Origin of the sequence: Micromonospora sp. LH3U1 (assembly GCF_028475105.1) — a bacterium.
Classification (GTDB): Bacteria; Actinomycetota; Actinomycetes; order Mycobacteriales; family Micromonosporaceae; genus Micromonospora.
This window is the reverse complement of record NZ_CP116936.1, coordinates 1,927,120-1,948,421: the sequence shown is the minus strand read 5'-3', so window position 1 is coordinate 1,948,421 and position 21,302 is coordinate 1,927,120. Positions and strand designations below refer to the sequence as shown.

Below are 21,302 nucleotides of genomic sequence, written 5' to 3'. Positions count from 1 at the left end.
GCAGCAGAGGTCAGAGACGCGAGGTTGTGGCCAGCCGTCATGCTGTCCAGACCCCCTCGATCATCGTCGGGTCCTGGACCTCGCCATGCGTGCCTTGCCACCGGTCGCAGCCAGAGTGCTCCGACGACGTGTCGAACAGCTAGATGCGCTCATCGCAGACCCGAACGAGCTACCGGACCCGTAACGTGGGCCGCCGTCAGGGCGGGTGCCACGCCCGCAGCACCGTCAGCCGTGTCAGACGTTAAAGCGGAACTAAGAGCCGCTATCCCGCTACCAGCGGCGACACCGTCCGACACCTGCTCAACCGGCGTCTCAGGCTGTCATGGTTGTTCGCTGATTGACGACATTTCACGGCGTCTTGTGCCCCCTGTGTGCCCCGGGACCCCGGCTACCACCTTCGGCGCCATTCGAGGGGACCTCGATGCGCCATAGCCGGGGCGTCCCCTCGCTGGACGTACAGCACCTCGTCCTCAACTCACCAGGACGAACCTTTCGACCGCGATGAGGGTGGGCTCGCGAGGGTCGGAACGAAGTCGTCACCGAGCACGATCAGCCCGTCTAAGGCCGTCACCTGGATGTCGCATACCGGCACGGGCTCCGCCACGGTTATGGCCGAGATGGACAGGGTTGAACGACCCTTCCCGCCGTCCAGTGCCTTGACGCGATCACGCTTGCGGGCCAGCCGAAACGGCGCGAAGGGATCGGTACGCACGGGCGTGAAGAAGACCCGAAACTTTTCGCCGCAGTCCCTGCCTGCCAGAGTTGCGCGACCCGTGCGCAGCGTGGCGCGCCACCCCAGCGATCGGGCGAGTTGCAAGACTGCGCTGGCCAGGTGAGCGTTCATGGAGCAGAACTCCACCTGGCCCCGAGTCGCGTTCACCGTGCCGTCGGTGTCCAGCAGTCCCTGCAGCAGCGCCTCCCGTTGCCTGCTGCCGGCCGAGAGGTAGGCATCCGGCACGTGCTTGTTGCGGCGGAGCCTGAGCTCGGTGAGGCGGCCCATGAAGGACCGGCCCTGACGGCCCTTCCCGCCTGTGCAGGTGATGCCGATCCTGCGGGTGTCCGGCGTTCCGCCACCTGGACGTACGGTTGGCATGAACCCGGCCGCGCCGATGACCGCTACCCAGTGGGGAACGTCGGCAATGTGCGCGGTCAGGGATGCACTGGACGAGTTGCCGTCACCGAGCCAAGCGCCGAGCAGGTACGGGTCTAGGGGCAGCGCTCCGTCGTCAGACACCAGCGCCCTCTGATCTGGCAGCACATACCGGTATTCGTTGGTGGCGTACTGCTTGCCGTCCGTCACCGAGGTCCGTCCGCCACCGACGTAGCGCGACAAGCCTGATTCGACCAACTCCCGTGTCGATAGCACCCGCTTCTCGAACCACTTTCGCGTTGCCCCTCGGGGACCCAGGGAACGTGCCGCCCTCTTGTCGGTCACCTCCCAGAGGTGATCGCCGTCCACGATGACAGCGCGCCCGTCGGTCGTCGCTACTCGGTAGCAGTCGCGGTCGTCCTGCACCTGGCCGACCGCTGTGACGTCGATCGCCACTCCCGAGGGGTGGAAGACCTGGTCGCCTACCCGCAGGCCCTGCAGTGTCGCCCACCCCCGGTTTGCGGTGAGGACGCGGTTCGCCGCACTCATTGCCATATGCGGCAGGCTAGGGCCTGACGGCGACAAATCCGGGACTCACGGCGGCCGGTCGCGCTCGCAAGGTACCGCCAGCCTGACAGACAGGGAGCCACCCCGCTGAGGGAGGTTGACCCCTTCGTCCCGAACGCGGGTACACCTCATTGTTGGATGGCATCCGACGCCGTCCTTTACCGCCGAGCATGGCCTACACACTGATGGCTGCGGCGTTCCGTCATCTGCTGTTGACCGTCTCGCTGCTTCCTCGCTGCCTCACGGTGCTGCCTCCGAGGAACATAGCCGCGATCGGGCGGCAGAGTGGGGGCATCCAGGTAGGACGCCACGCTGCACAACGTGCGAGGACCTTCTAACTTACGTGAGAGTGATCTAGCCTGGGCGGAACGTAGTCATCGACAGGGCTGTGGGTGGTGTTCCTTGGCTGAGGTAGGGGGCGTTCCCACGTCGCAACTCGCCGCAGGGTCACCTGGTCTGCACATGCCTGCCGCACTGCCTGTGCCCCCCCAGCCCACTCAGCGCATCGAGCCGGTCGACGCGCGCACCTTCACCACGCTGCTTGAGCAGTTGCAGATGGCTTATGTCGCGGCGGTCGCAGCCACAGCGGGATGCACGATGCAGCCTGTCGACCGCGACGTCTGGGGCTTCGACGCTTGGTTGATCCGCCCTCCCTCTCAGATTGGGGTCGGCGAGGAGACTCCCCTAGCTGTCCAGCTCAAGAACACCACCACGCTCAAGCCTGACCCGAACAACCAGACCTTCAGCTACCAGTTCAAGCAGCGGAAGTATTTTGATGCGCTGGCCTTCCCCCGCAAGGGGGTGCAGGGTATCTGCCTTGTGATGGCCTCACCGCCCCGTCAGGCGAGCTGGACTACACCGAACCATGAGTTCATGCGGCTGGAGCACTGCTGCTACTGGATCAACCTGAAAGGGCGTCAGGTCGATGCAAGTATCAAGTCGCCAAGCGTGAAGATTCGCACAGCGGACATCTTCAACGCTGAAGTGCTTGGCGGTATGATGGACAAACTCGAAAGAGGGGAGGACCTGTGACAAATCCGGGCGTTCTCCCCTCGCCTGAACGAATCGACCCAGAGCGCTTCACGTTGCTGCTTGAAGAAGCGGGTTGGAAACTTGTTGGAGCCCGTCGAGGGCAATACAAGAGGTTCGCTCCACCAGGCCTTAATGACCCTAGTGGTTTTCAAGGATCTTTGATCGTTCCGCTTGATCGCGCGGCTCCGGAATTTAGTCAGATGATGTCTGCGGCAGTCCGCGAAGTAAGCAATACTGACGCCGGCGATCTGTGGCGACGAGTCATCCAGCCAAGAATTATCGTGGATACGGCCGACCAGTTTCAGTTCCGTAAGGAAACTGACGCTCCGCCCGGAACAATCCGCTGGAAGCAGGGAGAGGAACTTGTTAGTGCGGCTCGGCTTGCTCTAGTTGCAGGCGCAAAGTCGTACGTAGAAAGATCGCGTCGGTACAGCAACCGGTTCGGTCAGTTCTCGAACAGGTTCTTAGATTCCATCTTGATGGGGCAAACAGGAGTCGGCAGCTACATAGTTACCGCTTATGCACCAACCGATGCTGCCATCCCTATCACATCGGGGTTGAGTACGTCCGGCAGGATAGCCCACGGCAGAGACATCACCCTGCACTTCGCTGCCGCGCTAGAAGCAACGGCTGAAGCGGTGGAACACTACCGAACCACCTCCTCGCTAAGCGGTTTTGATGCTGGCATTAGTCGAGGGGTTTCTTTTGAATTGTCCTCGGCGCTTGAAAGCTTGTCGCGCGACGGAGACGGCGGAGACGTCACAATCACCTGGGATTCAGGTGCCGACCTATTCGGCGATATCCCCGATAGTCATTTTGTCTTTACTCGCGTAGATGCCCAAGCGCTGTCACGGGCGGCAACCCACCTAGCCGCAGAGAGCGAACCGGTAGTGCGGCAAACAGTAATCGGGCGGGTTCACCTCCTAACTAAGAAGCATCTTGGCGGCCCTGGCGTCTTCGGGCTGGACAGTATCTCGGGCACGGTGCGGAAGGTCCGCGTTCGATTGAGTGATGCTGAGGATTATCATCGTGCTGTTAACGCGCATGATGGGGATCTCATTCTCGCCGTCAGTGGGGAACTCGAACGCGACGGGAATATGTACTGGCTTTTGAACGCCGAGATTCTGTCCGAGGTAGCTCACGTCGACGAGTTGGGCGAGAGGCTTTCCAGCGCCAGTCAGCTTACCGACCAAGCCTTTACGGAAGAGTTGTTCGGCGAATCTCCCTGATTGCGGCCTCCTCAGCGGCGACGTCTCGCAGACATAGGCGTGCAACAGCGCCCTCCACCTACTCCAGTTCGATCGGCTTGGGGCGGAGCCACGGAATGACTTTCGCCAGCCATGCCCTGACCCGCCGCCAACGCTTCTTGTCCGCAAGCGTTGGCGTTAGCTCCTGTAACCCATTCATCCAGTCGCGGGTCCAAAGCCTCCCCCTTGAGTCCTGAAATTGCACCCCGTTGAGCTTCCAGTGACGGGGCTGTTCTGTCCGAGGGGCCACCTCGTTAGTGGCCTTCGGTGGTACGGCCCCGACCCAATACTCGACTAGATCGAACTCTTTCTTATCGCCGGTGCGCGAATCGATGAAGACGAAACAGTTGTCGATTGCCGCTTCGGAGCCGTTGCGGATTTTAATGCTACGACTGTCCGGGTCAAGCCAGGCTGTAACGAGGCTAGCTTGATCCCGTCGCTTCTCCTCTAACATCTCGCCTCGCTCCTTGAAAGCCTTACGCAGGAGGATCGAGTTAATTAGCAAGGCACCGGTTGTTCCGAGGCCCGAAATCCAGGTAGGAACGTTCCCGAAGTCAACATTAGCCACGGACTGATGATATCCAATCGCGTCAACGCCGGTCCAACACACCCAAATGGGGCACTTTGCCGTCGCGCGGGAGGTCTGGATACGACTGACGAGCTGCCGCTTCGCCCTGGGCGGGAAGTGGTGTCGCCCACTCGCCTACGCTTGAGGGGTGGCACCTACCTGTATTCCGTCAAATTCGTCTGGTCTACCAGCCCCTTTGCAATCCTCGGGCTCATTGCCGACACAGGACGCGCCATCAGTCACCGACTGGATGCAAGCATGGGGCACGGTCATAGGCTCCATTTTGTCAACTCTTGCACTAATCGCGACGGTCCTGCTTTTCCTTCGAGAAGTAAGGCTGCGGCGAGTCGACGACCAAGACCGAGCGGCTGCGCAAGCAAGAATGGTTCTCGTCTCCATAAACGACGACGGGGCCGGTGGAACGGAAGTCACTTTGCGCAACCTGAGCAGTGCCGCCGTTCTCGATATCGTCACAGTGGTTGACGTTCCAGGAGGCAGCTCGACCGACCATCTGACAGACCTTGCGCCTAACGGTCGACACGCCTTCCATATCGAATGCGACGTCAGTGAGATTCAGCAAGCGCAGGCCTACTTTGTCGACGCTTCAGGCCTGCAATGGAAGCGTCGTGGACAGGAGCCACCTAGGCGTCTGTTCACTGTGTCTGGGGGCATGCCGAAGGGCTTTGAACACCTCGCCGAGCACGGGTGGCTACGGAGTCAGGCAGCTTGGATATCTGACCTAAAGAAGGAGGCGGGCGATCGAGGAAGAGTAGGAATGCTGACAAAAGCCTCCCGATTGTTTCGGTCCTTAAAGCGCGGTGGGACCCGCTGATAAGGACCCGTCTCACCGCGTCGGCCATTGCCAGACTAGCGGCTGGCCAGCTGCCGTCCCGTCTGCCCTCGACCCGCCCTGCTGGGGAGCGGGCCGCCGCCCGACCCGCCATGTAAAGCGGAACTTGACGCGCGTTCGGACGCTGGCGGGTCGGGCGGCGGTCTGCTCGGCTTGCCCGGGTCGAGGGCAGACGGGATGGACTACCGCAACTACCACGGACCGAGACTCGCCGGCTTAGCCCGGCCGTCCTGGAGCCGGAGCGCCCCCGCCGGAGGCGCACTAACCGCAACCTCGCGCGAGTCGCCAGCCCGCCGACGCCGCCGGCGTGCGCTCACCTACGCCGCGCGGGTCCTGGCCGCGCGGCCCGGCCGGCTGTCGGCCCAACCACCCCACGCATCGGAGGGCTTGCTTGTCGTTCGGCGGCGGCTCTCCGGGCACCCGCTCTCCGCGCCAGCCGCCGGGCGTTCGGGCGTGACGGCCGCAGAGCGACAGCGGCAGCGGCCGGTGCGCGCCCAGGCGGCGGCGCGTGCGGCCCCTTCAGGGCCGCCTTGATAGACGTACAGAAAGTCCTCCCACACCGCCGGCAGCCTGCCGCCCCACCTCCATCCGGCGACATCACGGCGGTTGACGTGTCGGTACCCGGTGCTACTCTGGCGCTCGTCGAGCACGCCAGCGTGGCCTTCCTGCCGGATCGCTGGACTCGACCTCGGAGATGCCGAGCGGCCTTCCTGCCGCTGATGCGGGTCACGTCCCGCCGGCTCTCGATCGCACCGGCCACCGCGCCGGTTATCCGAATCCCCTGAGCGGCCCAGCACGGCTTCACTGCCGTCCACGATGGCCCGGATTCGCACACCTACACGGGTAGGGGCAGCCTGCGGCAACCGGTCGGATGCCGACTTCCCAGGCTCCCCACCCGTGCCGGCCTTCGTCATCAGTTCGACAAGCGCGAGAGGACACAACCATCGGCGGGACGTGGCACCACCACGAACCCGCCCTCCGGCGTCAGCCGCCCTCCCGGCGGTGCCAGGAGACACGACGAACACCACCAGCGGACCAACGTCCACGGCTGGTGGTGCTTCGGCTCCCGTCCCTGCCACCCCCTGAGGAGAAGACCGTGTCCACCCCGCTCACCCTGCACCGGCCCGGCGTCGCCGTCGGTCGGAACGCCCAAGCCCTGCACCGCGCCGCCACCCCGGAGTTCTCCGGCTGGCTTGAGCACACCGCCGCTGCCGGCGGCTGCGCCCGGCCAATCCGACTCACTGGCACCATCGCAGCCGTCGAGACGACCACGGGCCGCATCACCGGCCAACTCCAGACCGACGAGCTGCCCGACCAAGCGCTCTACAAGGCGTGCGGCAACCGCCGCGAATCGCAGTGCCCGGACTGCGCCTGGGTCTACGCCGGTGACGCTTACCAGGTCGTGCGCTGCGGCCTGACCGGCGGCAAGGGCGTACCCGACTCGGTCGGCCGACACCCGGTCGTCTTCGCCACCTTCACCGCTCCGTCCTTCGGCGCAGTCCACCACCGGCACGTCGCCCGCCATACCTGCGCCACCCGGCAGCGCTGCGACTGCCGGCCCGCTCCCTGCCGCGCCCGAAGTGCCGCCGGCACCTGCCAGCACGGACAGCCCGCGGCGTGCTTCGCCCGCCACGACGTCGACGACCCGCAGCTCGGGCAGCCGTTGTGCCTGGACTGCTACGACCACGATCACCAGGCCGTCTGGAACTACTTCTCCGGCGAACTGTGGCGGCGCACCAAACAGGCCATCGAACGGCACCTCGCCGCCCTCTGCCGACGTCGCGGCATCACCTTCGTCCAGGTCGTCACCGGCTCCGGCAAGGTGCGCCGGTTGCCGCCGGTGCGGGTGTCGCACGGCAAGGTCGCCGAGATGCAGCGCCGGGCAGCCGTGCATTTCCACGTCCTGCTGCGGCTCGACGGTGTCGACCCTGACCCGGATGCTCTCGTTCCGCCACCGGCCGGCATCACCGTCGACGACCTAGACGCCGCAATCCATGCCGCCGCCCGGCAGATCGTCGTCACCACACCTTCACATCCTGACCGGCCGCAGGGCTGGATGGTGGCCTGGGGCGAGCAGGTCGACGTGCGACAGATCAACGCCGCCGACGGCGAGTTGACCGACGGCAAGGTGGCCGCCTACCTGGCCAAGTACGCCACCAAGGCCACCGAATCCACCGGGCGCTCCTTCACCCGGCTCACCCCGGCCACCATCGACGACTACGCCGATCCGGCAGGCGACCACCTCGCCCGCCTCATCGACGCCTGCTGGCACCTCGGCAGGCCCACCGGCACCGACACCGCCAGCGGCGCCACAACGGCCGGCGACCGTCAAGACAGCCTTGACACCCAACCGAACGCCTACGCCGGACTGCGCCGCTGGGCGCACATGCTCGGTTTCGGCGGCCATTTCCTCACCAAGGCCCGCCGCTACTCCGTCACCTTCGGCCTGCTCCGCGACACCCGCGCCACCTACCGCCGTGAAGAGGACGACCACACCCCCGGCACCGTCACCATCGGCACCCTCACCTACGCCGGCTCCGGATGGCTCACCGAAGGCGACGCACTCCTGGCCAACACCGCCGCCGCGCAGCGCCGGCAGGCCAGACGCATCGGTCGGGAAGAGCTTGCCCACGAAGCCTGGCTTACCGGGGCCGCCGCATGAGCCGTGATCTCACCCCGCGCTGGTACTCGCCCGCCGAGGTCGCCGTCCTTCTCGGCTTCGGCATCTCCAAGGTCAAGATGAAGATCGCCACCGGCGAGCTGCGCTCTATCAAGGACGGCAAGTACCGCCGCGTCCTCCCGGAGTGGGTCGACGACTACATCCGCGAGCAGGTCGAACGCCAGGAGGCAGCCTGATGCCCGGACGCGCGCGAGCTAACGGCGAAGGCTCCATCTTCCCCTACCGCAACGGCTTCGCCGCCTACGTCTGGGTCACCAAGCCGGACGGCAGGCGCACCCGGAAGTACGTCTACGGCAAGACCCGCGAGGCCGTCCACGACAAGTGGATCAAGCTTCACCAGCAGGCCAAGGCCGGGCCAGTGGCGACAAGCGTTCCGACGGTTGGCAGCTTCCTCACCTACTGGCTGAACGAGATCGTCGAGCCGAACCGCGCACCGTTGACCTATGCGACCTACGAGACGTTCGTTCGCCGCTACATCTCCCCCGGCCTCGGCGGCAAGCGACTGGACCGGCTCCAGTCGCGGGACGTGCAGACCTGGATCAACCAGGTGGCCCGCACCTGCCAGTGCTGCGAGCAGGGCAAGGACGCCGCACGGCCCAAGGAGAAACGCCGCTGCTGCGCCCTCGGCCGCTGCTGTCAGGCCGTCCCCTCGACGCGCACGGTGAGCGACATCCGGGCCGCACTGCGGGCCGCCCTCACCCACGCCCAAGCCGAAGACCTCATCACCAAGAACCCGGCCGTGGCGGTCACCCTGGCCACCGTCCGCCGTCGACGTGGCAAGTCGTGGTCGAGCGACGAGGCGCGCAAGTTCCTCGAATCGGCCCGCGCAGACGAGGACCCGCTCTACGCCGCCTATGCCCTGGTCCTCGTGACCGGCCTGCGCAAAGGCGAGGCCCTGGGACTGACGTGGGAGGACGTCGACCTCGACGCTGGGGAGCTGACCATCGGTCGCCAACTGCAACGCGTGCGTGGGCAGCTCCTGCACCGCGACACCAAGACTCAGGCATCCGACGCCACCCTCCCCCTGCCCGACATCTGCCTGACCGCTCTCAAGCTCAGACAACAGCAACGCGATGAGGCCGAAGCAGCCGCCGGGAAGGCGTGGCACGAGGCCGGACTCGTATTCACCACCCGCTACGGCACACCCATCGAGCCGCGCAACTTCCAATGGTCGTGGCAGGCGAGGTGCGAGAAGACCAACGTCAAGCCGATCACCGTCCACGACGCCCGCCGCACCTGCGCCACGCTGCTCGCAGACCTCGACGTCCATCCCAGAGTCGCCATGCAGGTGCTGAGGCACGCCCGCTTCTCCGTGACGATGGAGATCTACACGCAGGTATCAAACAAGGCGACTAGAGACGCCCTCAAGCGCCTTGGCGATTCACTCGGCCACTGACGCCGTTGCTGTACTTAGCTGCTGTACACAAGCAGAAAGGCCACCTCCCAAGACTGGGAAGTGGCCTTTGACCTGCGTGGGCGATGCTGGTATCGAACCAGCGACCTCTTCGGTGTGAACGAAGCGCTCTCCCACTGAGCTAATCGCCCTCAGCGCCACTGACTCTACCCGATCGTGGAACCGGACCGGAAATCCGGGGTCAGTGCGTTGCGAGGTGCTGCATCGCCTTGGCCACCACGTCGATGCCGAGGCTGTATTTGAGCGACAGCCAGACCACCGTGGCCACGAAGATCAGGCCGACGGAGCCGAGCACGATTCGCACTGCCAGTGACTGCCGTGTGACCCACTGCGTCCAGCCGTGAACGTGTCGGCGGGTGAAGCCGAGGAGTCGGCGCGCCCAGTGGTATTCGACGGCCCAGATGCCCAGCCCGGCGATCACCAGCAGCCAGCCCGGTCCGGGCAGCGGGATGAGGGCGATGCCGATGGTCACCACGAGCGCCCCGGCGATCGCGATAAAGATCTTGAGGGCGATCCGGCCGGTGGGGTTGGCTCGGATGAGGTCGAGGGTCATCGAGATCCGTTGCCGCCAGCGAGGGCGGCGCGGCGGGTCCTGCACGACAGTGAGTCCGCCGCCACGTCCAGGGCCACCGAACGACCGGTCTGCGCCGCCATCGCCACCCGGACCGCCGGTCGACTGGTCCGCGCTTCTGCCGCCCGGGCGACCGGCGTCGGACGCCGGCCGACCGGCCCGTTCGGGCTGCTCCATCGGCACTTCGTACCCCCGCCTTTCGGCTGCTCGGACCGCGACGTTCGGCGGGCCGGGCGTCGCCACCGGATCCATTGAGGATCGCTTCGTCACCATTTCACCCGCCAGTGTCGCTCGGGCCCGTCACTGCAACGGCCGACTGGACGTTACCGGAGTAAGTCGACGACTGAACCACCCGATGCCGGGCGGGATCACGCACTGGGCAGAACCGGAAATCCTACATGAATCCTCACATTCACGCGGCCTTTCCGTCCCCCTTCCCACCACTGGGTGAAGTCAGCGTATGGCGGAGCGTAGCCAGGAGTAGCACCTGAGTATGGGAAAAGCGGGACACGCGCGTTCCGCAGCGGTGCCGGGGGGAGAACGTCCATGAGTGTCATTCGACCGACGACCGTAGAGGTCGAGACGTCGCTAAGGCTCGTCGCACCTGACGCCACCGCCTTGCCGGTGCGTGCCAGTCTGCGTTACGACCCTGCTGACCCGTATGCGGTCCATGTCCTGTTCCATGCCGAATCGGCCGGGGGCGAGGCGGTGAGCTGGTCTTTCGCCCGCGAACTGCTGGTCACCGGCCTGGACGAGCCAGCCGGCATCGGGGATGTGCGGGTCTGGCCCTGGGCCACACCGCGCGGCGACTTCGTCGCGTTGGCCCTCTCGTCACCGGACGGCAACGCCCTCTTCGAGGTGCCGCGCAGCGTCCTGGTGCGTTTCCTTCGACGGACCTACGTCGTCGTCCCGCGCGGCCGTGAGGCCGAGCACCTGGACGTCGACACGGCGGTGAACCGGCTGCTCGCCGGTCGCTGACCACCGCCCGAACGGGCAACACCGGCCAAACCGGGGCCGCGCGGATCTGCCGAGTCCGCGCGGCCCCGGCACACCCTGGGGTACGCGGGCACGCCCGCCCTGGGCGAGCCGGTGCTCAGCCGTGCGTGGTGATGCCGCCGTCGACGGGGATGACCGCACCGGTGAGATACGCGCCGGCGCGCGACGAGAGGTAGATGGCCGTACCGGCCATGTCCTCCGGGCGCCCGATGCGGCCCAGCGGCACCTGCTGCTCGATGGCGGTCCGGCTCGCGGGGTCGTCCAGCGCGAACGCCATCATCTTGCTCTCGAACGGGCCGGGAGCGATCGCGTTGACGGTGATCTGGTCGCCGGCCAGTTGATGGGCCAGGCTGCGGGTGAGCATGTGCACGGCCGCCTTGGTGGCCGAGTACGCGTACACCTCCATCCACGGCACCCGGATGCCGTCGATCGACCCGATGTTGATCACGCGGGCCGGGTCATCGGCGCTGGCGGCGGCGCGCAGCGCCGGCAGCAGCGCGGTGGTGAGCCGGAAGACGGCCTTGACGTTGACCGCCCAGAGCTTGTCGAACGCGGCCTCCGGGTAGGTCTCCAGCGGTGCGCCCCAGGTCGCGCCCGCGTTGTTGACCAGCACGTCGAGGCGGGGAAAGCGCTCGCGCACGGCGGTGGCCAGCGCCTCGGCGCCGACGTCGTCGCCAAGGTCGGCGGGGATGGCCTCGCAGCGACCCTCGGCGGAGAGCTCCTTGGCTACCGCCTCGCAGACGTCGGCCTTGCGGGACGAGATGATCACGTGTGCGCCGGCCCGGACGAAGCCTTGGGCGATCATCAGACCGATCCCCCGCGAACCGCCGGTGACCAGGACCGTCTTACCTTCGACCGAGAACAGCTGCGTCATGCCCATCCCATCGCGAGTCGGCGGGCCGCCGACCGGTTGGGCTGCCGGCGGGACGCCGGGCGGACCGCGGACCTGACGGCGCTACCGCCGGGTAACGTAGCCCGGCCGCAGGGATGGCGACAAGCCCGTGCCGGCGCACAGATTCCGTTACGCGCGTCGATCGGGATGCGATGACCTGCGGTTCGGGCTACCGTCGCAGGCGATGGTCTCCACCGATCCCTCCCCCGCGCCATCGATCGGAACGGCATCCTCCGTACCCGACGAGATCGCCACGTTCGCGCTGGCCGACCTTTCCAGTGCTCCGGGCTGGCGTCGGCCGGTGATCGTCGAGCGTGAGCTGCTGATCCTCACCACGCGTGGGCATGGCGACGCGGAACTCGACTTTCACCTGCTGCCGTGCCGGCCCGGCACGCTGCTGCGGGTCCATGCCGGCCAGGTGCTGCGCTGCGCCGGCCCGCAGTTCGACGCCACCGTTGTCGCCTGGGAGCCGGAGGCGCTACGCGGCTTCGACATCGACCTGGACACGGCGGTGACCTGGCGGCAACTGGCTGGTGAGGACGAGGACGCGGTGATCACCGAGGTGAGCCAGTTGGCGGTGGACTGCCAGCGGCACCCCGACAGCCTCACCGCCCGCGCGCTGCTCCGCCACCAACTGGCCGTATTGCTGCTGCGGCTGGCCCTGGCCACTGCTGGCCGGTCGACGTCCCGGCCCGAGGATGAGACGTTCCACCGGTTCCGCCGGGACGTGGAGCACAGCTACCCGCACACCCGTCGGGTGGAGGACTACGCCGCCGGGCTCCGCTGCTCGGTGCGGACCCTGACCCGGGCCTGCCTGGCCGTCACCGGTCGCAGCGCCAAGCAGGTCATCGACGAGCGGGTCGCGTTGCAGGCCGGCCGGCTCCTCGCCGCGACCGACCAGCCGATCGCCCAGATCGGCCGGCACCTCGGCTTCTCCGAACCCACGAACTTCGGCCGCTTCTTCACCCGCGAGATCGGCGTCAGCCCCGGCGCGTTCCGGGCTGCACGGGATCAACCGGCCGCCCGAGTGGTCCGGCCCCGGCCGCCGGTCGAGCCGACGGGCGCCAACGGCGGTAGATTCCGCCCCGGCATCCTCGGCGAACCGGCCAACGGCGGCCACGCCGGGCGACCCGGGACGCCCGGCGGGCCGGCGGGCACCGGCCGGGCATGATGACAGGGTGCAGATCTCCGCGCGCGGCGACTACGCGGTACGGGCAGCGCTGAGCCTCGCCACCGCGTACCCCTCGCTGCTGTCCACCCAGGCCATCGCCGAAGAGCAGGACATGCCCCGCAAGTTCCTGGAGGCGGTCCTGGCGGATCTGCGCCGGGCCGGCGTCGTACGCGCCCAGCGCGGCGCCGAGGGTGGATACACGTTGGCACGCCCGCCGCGCGAGGTGACCGTCGGCGCGGTGCTGCGCGCCGTGGACGGCCCGCTGGCCGGGGTACGCGGCCTGCGCCCCGAGGAGACCCAATACGAGGGCTCGGCCGAGAACCTGCCCGGTCTGTGGGTGGCGGTGCGCGCGGCGGTGCGGCGCGTGGTCGACGAGGTGAGCCTCGCCGAGATCATCAGCGGTCGGCTGCCCGCCCACGTCCGTAAGCTCACCGCGCTGCCCGACGCGTGGGAGCCACGCTGACCCGCGGCGGGGTGTCCATCGGGGCCGTCGCCGCCTCTGTCCTCAGCGGCCGAAGAGCTTGTGCAGCCAGGCGAGCTGTTCGAGCTGCTGTTGCGCCTCGCCACCTTCGTGGTCGTTGAACTCGTACACGCGCAGTTCCTTGTCGCCGCCGTAGCGGTGGTAGGCCGCGAAGCAGGTCGAGGGCGGGCAGATCTGGTCCATCATCGCGATGGAGAACAGCGCGGGCGCGGTTGCGCCGGGCGCGAGCACGGCGGCGTCGACGTACGACAACGTGCGGAACACCTGGCTGCTCCGGTCGCGGTACAGCGCGAGATACTCGGCGACCTCGCCGTAGGGGCCCTGACCGGCGACCTGGACAGCGCGCGGGAAGTCACACAGGAAGGGCACGTCGGGCATGGCCGCCGCCACGCCCGGGAACAGCGCGGCCACCGCCAGCGAGAGGCCGCCGCCCTGGCTGATGCCGGTGACGGCGACCCGGTCGGGGTCGACGGCGGGATGCTCCTGGGCAGCCCGGGCGAACCGGACCGCGTCGGTGATCAGCCTGCGGTAGTAGAAGTCCTCCGGTCGGGTGACGCCGCGGGTGAGGAAGCCCGGAACGGTGCCGGCCGGATACCGGTGCGGGTCGGCGGTGGCGCCCGGCGCGGCGCTCCAGCCCTGACCCCGGGTGTCCATGATCAGGTGAGCGAAGCCCGCCGCGGCCCAGAACAGTTTCTCGTGGGGCAGGCCACGGCCACGGCCGTACCCGAGGTACTCGACCACGCAGGCCAGCGGCCCGGTGGCATTCGCCGGCAGGTGCAGCCAGCCGTGCACGGGCTCGCCGCTGTAGCCGGCGACGGTGACCGACCAGGTGCGGATCTGGGTGAGACCCGTGTCGACGGGCTCGTACGCCGCCGCCGCCGGTCCGTCGGCACGCAGCGTCCGCTCCCAGAAGGCGTCCAGGTCCTCCGGAACAGCCAGGTCTGGTCGGTACGCCCAGCAGTCGGCCAGGGTGAGATCGCTCAAAGCCACAGCATGGCCTCCGTGACGCCTTGATGGTCAGTGGGTAGGGGGTGCCGCCGACGCGCCTGTCCGAGCCGGACCGTCGGCGCCCGGGTCGTGCTTCAGCCGCTACCGGGAGGACGCCATCGCCGACGCGAACCAGCCGGTGATGGTGGTGGGATGGGTGATCGCGGTGCCCACCACCACCGCCCACGCCCCGGCCCGCAGCGCCTGCGCCGCCTGGGCCGGGGTGTGGATCCGGCCCTCCGCGACAACCGGCACGTCGATCGCGGTGGCGAGCTGAGCGACCAGGTCCAGGTCCGGGCCGGGCTGCTTTCTCGTGTACGCGGTGTAGCCGGCCAGGGTGGTGCCAACCAGGTCGGCGCCCGCCGCGGCGGCGGCGACCCCCTCGGCGAGGGTGGAGCAGTCGGCCATCACCAGAGCCCCGGTCAGGTCGTGGACGGCGGCGATGGTCTCTTTGAGTGTTCGTCCGTCCGGCCGGGGCCGCGCGGTGCCGTCGAGCGCGACGACGTGCGCGCCGGCCCGCGCCACGGCCAGCGCGTGGGCCAGCGTGGGAGTGATGAAGACGTCGTCGTCCCCGTCCTTCCAGAGCCCGATCAGTGGTAGGTCGACGGCCGGCCGGATGGCCGCGATGTCCGCGAGACCCTGGGCGCGGATGCCGGCGGCTCCGCCCTGGGCGGCGGCGAGAGCGACCCGGCGCATCGTGTCCGGGGTGCGCATCGGCTCACCGGGATACGCCTGGCAGGAGACGACCAGGCGGTGACGGAGCTGCGCGATCAGCGCGTTCATGCGATGCCCTCCCAGGCGAGTGAGGCGGCGCCGATCAGTGGGGCGTCCGACCCGAGGGTCGAGGCCAGGACGGGCACGTCGTCTAGGCTGGGCAACGTCTCCCGCCGCACTGCGTCCCGAAGTGCCTGCCACCAGGGTTCGCCGAGTCCGGTGACCCCGCCGCCGACCACGACGGCACCGGGGTCGAGCATGTTGATCAGCCCGCCGACAGCCGAGCCGACGGCGGCCCCGCCCAACAGGACCACCTCCCGGGCCGTCGCGTCGCCGTCCGCGGCACGCGCGGCCACCGCTCGCAGGTCGTCGACCGGCTGGCCGGTACGCCGCACGTACTCCTCGGTGAGGCCGGGCCCGGAGGCGATCGCCTCCAGGTGTCCCTGCCCGCCGCAGGTGCAGGGCAGCTGCCCGGCGTACGGCGAGGGTTGGTGGCCGGCGTGGCCGGCCGCGGAGTGGGCGCCGGCCAGCACGGTGCCGCCGACGACGAACGAGGCACCGATGCCGGTGCCGACCGCGATGAAGAGCGTCGTCTCGTAGCCGGCCGCCACGCCGTGCCGCGCCTCACCGAGGGCGTGCGCGTGCACGTCGTTGATGACGGCGACGGGCAGACCCAGCAGCTCTCGCAGTCGCCCGCTCAGGTCCGTGCCGGCCCAACCGGCCAGGACGTCGGTGGCCGAGAGCACCCGACCCGTTCGGTGGTCGACCACCCCGGCGCTGCCGACTCCGAGGGCACGGATGTGTGTCCCCGTCGCCCTCGCCCGCAGACGATCAACGAGATCGGCTGCGGTATCGAGGATGGCGGTCGCCCCGGCCCTACCGGGGGTGGCGGCGGTGACCCGGTCGACGACCTCGCCGTGGCGCGTCACGATGGCGGCGGCCGTCTTGGTGCCCCCGATGTCGAGCGCGGCGACCGCCTCGCCGGCGACGACCCGGGGCTTGGGTGCCTCGGACATGGCTAGAGGAGCCCCGCCAGTTCCAGCTGGATACGCACGCGGCTCGCCTCGTCGGCGTCGAGCGGTCGCAGGGGAAGCGACACCGCGTTGCTGTCGATGACACCGAGCAGGGCCAGGGCGGTCTTGAACGCGCCCACGCCCCGGGTCGCCCCTGCCGCCGTCGCCGGGTCGGCCGCGTCGACGATCCGGAACAGCCGGGTGAGGCGGTCCTGCTCCGCGCGGGCGGCATCCCAGTCGCCGTTGACGCAGGCCCGGTGGAGTCGCACGTAGCCGGCCGGGTCCACGTTGCCCAGCCCGGGGACGCAGCCGGAGGCGCCGGCGAGCATCATCGCGTCGACCACCACCTCGTGCCCGGTCAACAGGCTGAAGCCGGCGTTCGGCGCGCACTCCGCGATCGCCAGCACCAGCTGGCGGAAGGCGACGTCGTCGCCGCTGGAGTCCTTGACGCCGGCGAGGACGCCCTCCGCCGCCAACCGGCTTAGCAGGTCCGGGGAGAGCTTGGTGTGCACGCAGACGGGAATGTCGTACGCGAGCAGGGGGAGCTCGACCGACGAGGCGAGAGACCGAAAATGCCGCTCGATCTCGTGGGGGCCGACGATGGCGTAGAAGGGTGCGGTGGCCACCAGACCGTCGACGCCCAGGCGCGTCGACGCGTCGGCCCGGTCGAGGACCCGACGCGTGGTCGGCTCGATGCAGCCGGCGATGACGGGTACGGCACCTCCGACGGTCTTCACGACGGTCTCGAGAGCCTGGTCCCGCTGGCTGTCGGTGAGGAACACGGTCTCGCCGGAGCTGCCGAGGGCGAAGATGCCGTCGACGCCGGCGGCGAGCATCCGCTCGACGAGCCGCTCGAGGGAGGTGACGTCGACCGCGCCCTCCTCGGTCAGGGGGGTGACGACCGGCGGCACGACTCCGGCGAACCGCGGGGCTGGGGTGGTCACGCTGACTCCTCGACATGTAGGGGGGTGGTGCGGCCGGTCGCTGCTCTGGCGAGTTCGACCAGCTCTGTGTTGCTGGATCCAGCGGGAACGGGGTGGTAGCACCGGAACTCGTGGGCGCCTCCGGAGTCGCCGTCGCCGCCCGGTTCGATCGGCGGCATCTCGGTGGCGCAGACGTCGGTGGCCTTCCAGCACCGGGTGCGGAACGGGCATCCACTGGGCGGCCGGGTGGCGAGCGGGACGGGGCCGACGAGCGGGATGGGATCCAGCGGCGACAGCAGACCCGGCGTGGCGGAGAACAGCGCCCGGGTGTACGGGTGCTGAGCGGCCTCCGGAAGCCCGACGGCGGGTGTCTGCTCCACGATCCGGCCGAGGTACATCGTGACCACACGGTCACTGATCCGCTTGACCGTCTGGATGTCGTGGGAGACGAAGACCATGGCCAGTCCGAGGCGGTCCTTGAGGTCCAGGAGCAGGTTGAGGATCTGCGCGCGCACCGACACGTCGAGGGCGCTGGTGGGCTCGTCGGCGATGACCAACCCCGGCTCCAGGGCCAGGGCACGCGCGATGGACACCCGCTGACGCTGACCACCGGAGAGCTGGCTCGGCAGGACGTCGGCGACCGACCTGGGGAGTCCCACCAGGGCCATCAGCTCCGCGACCCGCTCCTCGCGCTGCCTGCGGGTGCCGCGACGGTGCACGTCGAGTGGGTCGCGCAGGATGTCGCGGACCGGCATGCGCCGGTTCAGCGACGTGGCGGGGTCCTGGAAGATCATGCCGACGCCGGCCCCGATGTGCTGGCGGCGTTCCGCCGCGCTCATCGACCACACGTCCTTGCCGGCGAAGGAGACCGTGCCGCTCGTCGGCCGCTGTAGCCCCACCAGCACCTTGGCCATGGTGGACTTGCCGCAGCCGGACTCGCCGACGACACCGATGGTCTCGCCGGCACGAACGGTGAGGTCCGCGCTGGTGAGGGCGTACACCCGCTCGCGGCCGAAGAGGCCGCCCCCGCGGGTGCGGTGAACCACGTGTACGTCGCGCAGCTCGACGATCGACTCGCGCGGGACTGACGCACTCATCGGGCCAGCTCCTCTTCCCTGACGGTGACGGCCGGGTGGTGGCAGGCGTACCGGTGGTCGGGGGCGCCCTCCAGGCGGGGCACCGTCTCCCGACAGACCTCGGTGGCCATGGGGCAGCGATCGGCGAACCGGCATCCCGCCGGGAAGTCGGCCGGCGACGGCACCACGCCGCGGATCTGGGTGAGCCGTTCCGCGCCGGCCTCCAGGGAGAGCACGGAGCCGAGGAGGCCACGGGCGTAGTGGTGCGCCGGCGCCCCGACCACGTCGGCGGTGACACCGCTCTCGACGATCTGTCCGCCGTACATCACCACGACGCGGTCCGCGACGTCACTGACCAGCGCGAGGTCGTGACTGACCAGGATCAGCGCGAAGCCCAACTGGCCGCGCAGCCGCAGCAGCAGCTCCATGACCTGCGCCTGGACCGTGACGTCGAGCGCGGTGGTCGGCTCGTCGGCGATGATGAGGCGCGGATCCCGGGACAGCGCCATGGCGATCACCACGCGTTGCCGCTGCCCGCCGGAGAGCTCATGGGGGTACGCGGCCAGGGTGCGCCGCGGGTCCAGGCCCACCAGTTCCATCAGTTCCTTGGCCGACCGGGTGCCGCCACGGCGGATCATCTGGGCGAGCTGGGGACCGATGCGCAGCGAGGGGTTCAAGGCCGAGAGGGCGTCCTGGTAGACCATCGCGATCTCGCGACCCATCAGGGCGCGACGCCGTTTGGCGCTCACTTTCAGCAGGTCCGTGCCTTGGAAGCTGACCTCCCCGCGTACCCGGGCGCCCTGCGGCAGCAGGCCCATCACGGCGAGCGAGGTCAGGGACTTGCCCGAACCCGACTCCCCCACCAGGCCGAGGACTTCGCCGGGGCGGACGTCGAAGGTCAGGTCGTCGACGATGTCGACTCCCCGGTGGCGTCCCTCGAACCCGATCGACAGGTTCCGGACCTCGAGGACGGGTTCACCCTCCGGGAGCGGACGGGCGCGCTCGCGCAGCCGCTGCGCCGCCTCGGGCAGACCGGGCAGCTGCACCACCTCACCGGAGCCGGGCTGCGCCTCCTCCTGTGCGTCGCCGGCCGACAAAGCGGTGGCGCGCCGTGCCGCGGGGGCGGCCCAGGCGTCCGACATTCCTTCGGAGAGCACGTTCAGGGCGAGCACGGTCAGCAGGATCAGCACGCCGGGGAAGAAGGTGGCCCACCATCCGCCGATCTGCACCATCTCCTTGCCGTAGGCGATGACCGAGCCCCACGAGGAGGCGGCCTCCTGGGGTGCCAGCCCGCCGCCGATGAAGGAGAGGGACGCCTCGAAGACGATCGAGTCGGCCACCAGGACGGTGACGAAGACGAGGATCGGTGCGGCGCAGTTGCGCAGGACGTGTCGCCAGAGGATGTGCAGTCGCCGCGCACCAATGATCCGTTCGGCGGCGACGTAGTCCTCGCGGTACTGCGAGAGCACGTTGGCGCGCACGATGCGCGCGACCGAAGGAATGAAGACGAAGCCGATCGCGACCACGAGGACCACGAGGCTGTTCTTGCCGAACGAGATGATCAGCAGCGCGGAGAGCACGATGGCGGGGAACGCCATGACGACGTCGAGGCAGCGCATCACGACCTCGTCGACCGCGGTCCGGCTCGTTCCCGCCACCGCGCCGAGGATCGCGCCGAACAGCAGGGCGATGCCGGCGGCGCCAAAACCGACGATCAGGGAACGCCGGGTGCCGGCCACCAGCCGGGAGAAGACGTCGCGCCCGAGCTTGTCCAGGCCGAACCAGTAGTCGCCGTTCGGGCCGGTCAGCGCCGGGCCGAGGCCGGCCTGCGCGGGGTCGTGCCGCAGCAGCAGCGGCGCGAAGATGCCCACCACGACGATGAGCAGGACGAAGCTGAGCGCGATCCGGGCGGTGAGGCTGAGCCGTTTGAAGGCCATGCCGGGCTGCGACAACCGAGCGGTGAGTGTGCGGCGCATCAGTGGCCTCCGCGCAGACGAGGGTTGGCGAAGAGATAGAGAATGTCGACGATCAGGTTCACGAACACGAAGCCGAGGGCGATCGTCAGGACGGTTCCCTGCGCGAGGGCGGTGTCGTTCTGCTGGACGGCGCTCATGATCTGGGTGCCCATGCCGGGCAGCGAGAAGATGGCCTCGATGATGACCGTGCCGCCGATGAGGTAGCCGATCCGCAGGCCCAGCACGGTGAGCGGGTTGACGAGCGCGTTGCGCAGCACGTTGCGTCCGACCACCACCCGAGGCGGCAGTCCGGCGCCGATCGCCGTACGGACGTAGTCCTTGTCGAGCTCTTCGACCATCGACGTACGCACGATCCGGGCGAGCGTGCACCCGACGGGCACGGCGAGAGCCAGCGCGGGCATGGCGAGGGACTGCAGCCAGAGAGACACCGAGTCGGTGGGGTTGACGTAGCCGCCGGTCGGGAAGACCGGACGCCGGACCGAGAGCTCCTGGATGAGCAGGAGGGCCAGCCAGAAGGACGGCATGGCGATCCCGGCCATCGAGACGAACCGGATGACCTGGTCGGGCCAGCGGTCCCGGTACAGCGCCGCGGGGATGCCGAGGGCCAACGCGATGATCAGCGCGCCGACGACCCCGAGGGCCGTCAGCTGGATCGTCAGCGGCAGCGCGGTGGCGATCTTGTCGGCGACCGGGACGGACGGCGGGAACGTCATGCCCAGATCGCCCCGGAGCAGGTCACCCAGGAAGTGCAGGTAGCGCAGGGGCAGCGGGTCGTCCAGACCGTTGGCGGCCTTGAACGCGTCGACCTGCGCGGGAGTGGCCTGATCACCCAGGACGGACAGCGCGGGGTCGATCGGGGAGAACTGCATGATCACGAAGACGAACAGCGTGATGCCCAGCACCAGGGGTATCAGGGTCAGGAGTCGTCGCGCGACCAGGCTCAGAACGCTCAGCATGGTGTCTTTCTCTCGTCGAGGGCCGCCGGGACGTCCCGCCCAGCCCGAGGGTGGCACGGGCTGGGCGGGACGCGGAGGGGCCGGGGTCGGGCCCCCGA

At 68.7% G+C, this 21,302-nt stretch carries 20 protein-coding genes and 1 tRNA gene; 8 read left to right on the top strand and 13 right to left on the bottom strand.

Annotation, left to right across the window (positions count from 1 at the left end):
• Nucleotides 1-475: 475 nt before the first annotated feature.
• Nucleotides 476-1,645 (bottom strand): LAGLIDADG family homing endonuclease, encoded by a 1,170-nt coding sequence (locus PCA76_RS08995; RefSeq protein WP_272616595.1) that lies wholly within the window; start codon nucleotides 1,643-1,645, stop codon nucleotides 476-478.
• Between the two features lie 474 nt (nucleotides 1,646-2,119).
• Here PCA76_RS08995 and PCA76_RS08990 point away from each other — a divergent pair, with 474 nt between their 5' ends.
• Both PCA76_RS08990 and PCA76_RS08985 read left to right on the top strand, forming a co-directional pair.
• Nucleotides 2,120-2,689 carry a DUF4365 domain-containing protein gene (locus tag PCA76_RS08990; RefSeq protein ID WP_272616594.1) on the top strand — a complete coding sequence of 190 codons (570 nt, stop codon included), beginning with the start codon at nucleotides 2,120-2,122 and terminating at the stop codon, nucleotides 2,687-2,689.
• Nucleotides 2,686-3,918 carry a hypothetical protein gene (locus PCA76_RS08985; protein ID WP_272616593.1) on the top strand — a complete coding sequence of 411 codons (1,233 nt, stop codon included), beginning with the start codon at nucleotides 2,686-2,688 and terminating at the stop codon, nucleotides 3,916-3,918. Before PCA76_RS08990 ends, PCA76_RS08985 begins: the two co-directional genes overlap by 4 nt.
• A gap of 58 nt (nucleotides 3,919-3,976) precedes the next feature.
• Here the strand turns inward: PCA76_RS08985 and PCA76_RS08980 are convergent, their stop codons facing one another.
• Both PCA76_RS08980 and PCA76_RS08975 read right to left on the bottom strand, forming a co-directional pair.
• Nucleotides 3,977-4,504, bottom strand: coding sequence for a hypothetical protein (locus PCA76_RS08980; RefSeq protein WP_272616592.1), 528 nt, complete (start codon nucleotides 4,502-4,504; stop codon nucleotides 3,977-3,979).
• A 298-nt stretch (nucleotides 4,505-4,802) separates the two neighbouring features.
• Nucleotides 4,803-5,084: a hypothetical protein gene (locus tag PCA76_RS08975; RefSeq protein ID WP_272616591.1), complete on the bottom strand. Its 282-nt coding sequence runs from the start codon at nucleotides 5,082-5,084 to the stop codon at nucleotides 4,803-4,805.
• Nucleotides 5,085-6,450: 1,366 nt separating this feature from the next.
• Here PCA76_RS08975 and PCA76_RS08970 point away from each other — a divergent pair.
• From PCA76_RS08970 to PCA76_RS08960, 3 genes are read left to right on the top strand one after another with little or no spacing between them, the layout of a single operon-like run.
• Nucleotides 6,451-8,016, top strand: coding sequence for a replication initiator (locus PCA76_RS08970; RefSeq protein WP_272616590.1), 1,566 nt, complete (start codon nucleotides 6,451-6,453; stop codon nucleotides 8,014-8,016).
• Nucleotides 8,013-8,210: an excisionase family DNA-binding protein gene (locus PCA76_RS08965; protein WP_272616589.1), complete on the top strand. Its 198-nt coding sequence runs from the start codon at nucleotides 8,013-8,015 to the stop codon at nucleotides 8,208-8,210. Before PCA76_RS08970 ends, PCA76_RS08965 begins: the two co-directional genes overlap by 4 nt.
• On the top strand, nucleotides 8,210-9,430 hold the full coding sequence (locus PCA76_RS08960; RefSeq protein WP_272616588.1) for a tyrosine-type recombinase/integrase: 1,221 nt from the start codon (nucleotides 8,210-8,212) through the stop codon (nucleotides 9,428-9,430). Before PCA76_RS08965 ends, PCA76_RS08960 begins: the two co-directional genes overlap by 1 nt.
• Nucleotides 9,431-9,507: 77 nt before the next feature.
• Here the strand turns inward: PCA76_RS08960 and PCA76_RS08955 are convergent.
• A tRNA-Val gene (locus PCA76_RS08955) sits at nucleotides 9,508-9,579 on the bottom strand.
• 50 nt (nucleotides 9,580-9,629) lie between these two features.
• Nucleotides 9,630-10,271, bottom strand: a complete 642-nt coding sequence (locus PCA76_RS08950; RefSeq protein ID WP_272619264.1) for a TIGR02611 family protein — start codon at nucleotides 10,269-10,271, stop codon at nucleotides 9,630-9,632.
• 294 nt (nucleotides 10,272-10,565) lie between these two features.
• Here PCA76_RS08950 and PCA76_RS08945 point away from each other — a divergent pair, with 294 nt between their 5' ends.
• Nucleotides 10,566-10,997 carry an SsgA family sporulation/cell division regulator gene (locus PCA76_RS08945; RefSeq protein ID WP_007457244.1) on the top strand — a complete coding sequence of 144 codons (432 nt, stop codon included), beginning with the start codon at nucleotides 10,566-10,568 and terminating at the stop codon, nucleotides 10,995-10,997.
• A gap of 115 nt (nucleotides 10,998-11,112) precedes the next feature.
• On the opposite strand, the gene PCA76_RS08940 is transcribed toward PCA76_RS08945, so the two are convergent.
• A complete protein-coding gene (locus PCA76_RS08940) occupies nucleotides 11,113-11,889 on the bottom strand; it encodes a glucose 1-dehydrogenase (protein ID WP_272616587.1) in 777 nt (258 codons plus the stop codon).
• Nucleotides 11,890-12,091: 202 nt separating this feature from the next.
• Here PCA76_RS08940 and PCA76_RS08935 point away from each other — a divergent pair, with 202 nt between their 5' ends.
• Together PCA76_RS08935 and PCA76_RS08930 are read left to right on the top strand one after the other, a co-directional pair.
• Nucleotides 12,092-13,078: a helix-turn-helix transcriptional regulator gene (locus PCA76_RS08935; RefSeq protein WP_272616586.1), complete on the top strand. Its 987-nt coding sequence runs from the start codon at nucleotides 12,092-12,094 to the stop codon at nucleotides 13,076-13,078.
• Between the two features lie 7 nt (nucleotides 13,079-13,085).
• On the top strand, nucleotides 13,086-13,541 hold the full coding sequence (locus tag PCA76_RS08930; RefSeq protein ID WP_272616585.1) for an RrF2 family transcriptional regulator: 456 nt from the start codon (nucleotides 13,086-13,088) through the stop codon (nucleotides 13,539-13,541).
• A 42-nt stretch (nucleotides 13,542-13,583) separates the two neighbouring features.
• Here the strand turns inward: PCA76_RS08930 and PCA76_RS08925 are convergent, their stop codons facing one another.
• From PCA76_RS08925 to PCA76_RS08895, 7 genes are all read right to left on the bottom strand, one after another.
• Nucleotides 13,584-14,549: an acetylxylan esterase gene (locus tag PCA76_RS08925; protein ID WP_272616584.1), complete on the bottom strand. Its 966-nt coding sequence runs from the start codon at nucleotides 14,547-14,549 to the stop codon at nucleotides 13,584-13,586.
• A gap of 99 nt (nucleotides 14,550-14,648) precedes the next feature.
• Complete coding sequence (locus PCA76_RS08920) at nucleotides 14,649-15,329, bottom strand: N-acetylmannosamine-6-phosphate 2-epimerase (RefSeq protein ID WP_272616583.1); 681 nt, start codon at nucleotides 15,327-15,329, stop codon at nucleotides 14,649-14,651.
• Nucleotides 15,326-16,276 (bottom strand): ROK family protein, encoded by a 951-nt coding sequence (locus tag PCA76_RS08915; protein ID WP_272616582.1) that lies wholly within the window; start codon nucleotides 16,274-16,276, stop codon nucleotides 15,326-15,328. The genes PCA76_RS08920 and PCA76_RS08915 overlap by 4 nt, the downstream gene beginning before the upstream one ends.
• 2 nt (nucleotides 16,277-16,278) lie before the next feature.
• Complete coding sequence (locus PCA76_RS08910) at nucleotides 16,279-17,217, bottom strand: dihydrodipicolinate synthase family protein (protein ID WP_272616581.1); 939 nt, start codon at nucleotides 17,215-17,217, stop codon at nucleotides 16,279-16,281.
• Nucleotides 17,214-18,293, bottom strand: a complete 1,080-nt coding sequence (locus PCA76_RS08905) for an oligopeptide/dipeptide ABC transporter ATP-binding protein (RefSeq protein WP_272616580.1) — start codon at nucleotides 18,291-18,293, stop codon at nucleotides 17,214-17,216. The genes PCA76_RS08910 and PCA76_RS08905 overlap by 4 nt, the downstream gene beginning before the upstream one ends.
• On the bottom strand, nucleotides 18,290-20,248 hold the full coding sequence (locus PCA76_RS08900) for a dipeptide/oligopeptide/nickel ABC transporter permease/ATP-binding protein (protein WP_272616579.1): 1,959 nt from the start codon (nucleotides 20,246-20,248) through the stop codon (nucleotides 18,290-18,292). Before PCA76_RS08900 ends, PCA76_RS08905 begins: the two co-directional genes overlap by 4 nt.
• Complete coding sequence (locus PCA76_RS08895) at nucleotides 20,248-21,204, bottom strand: ABC transporter permease (RefSeq protein WP_272616578.1); 957 nt, start codon at nucleotides 21,202-21,204, stop codon at nucleotides 20,248-20,250. The genes PCA76_RS08900 and PCA76_RS08895 overlap by 1 nt, the downstream gene beginning before the upstream one ends.
• Nucleotides 21,205-21,302 lie beyond the last annotated feature (98 nt).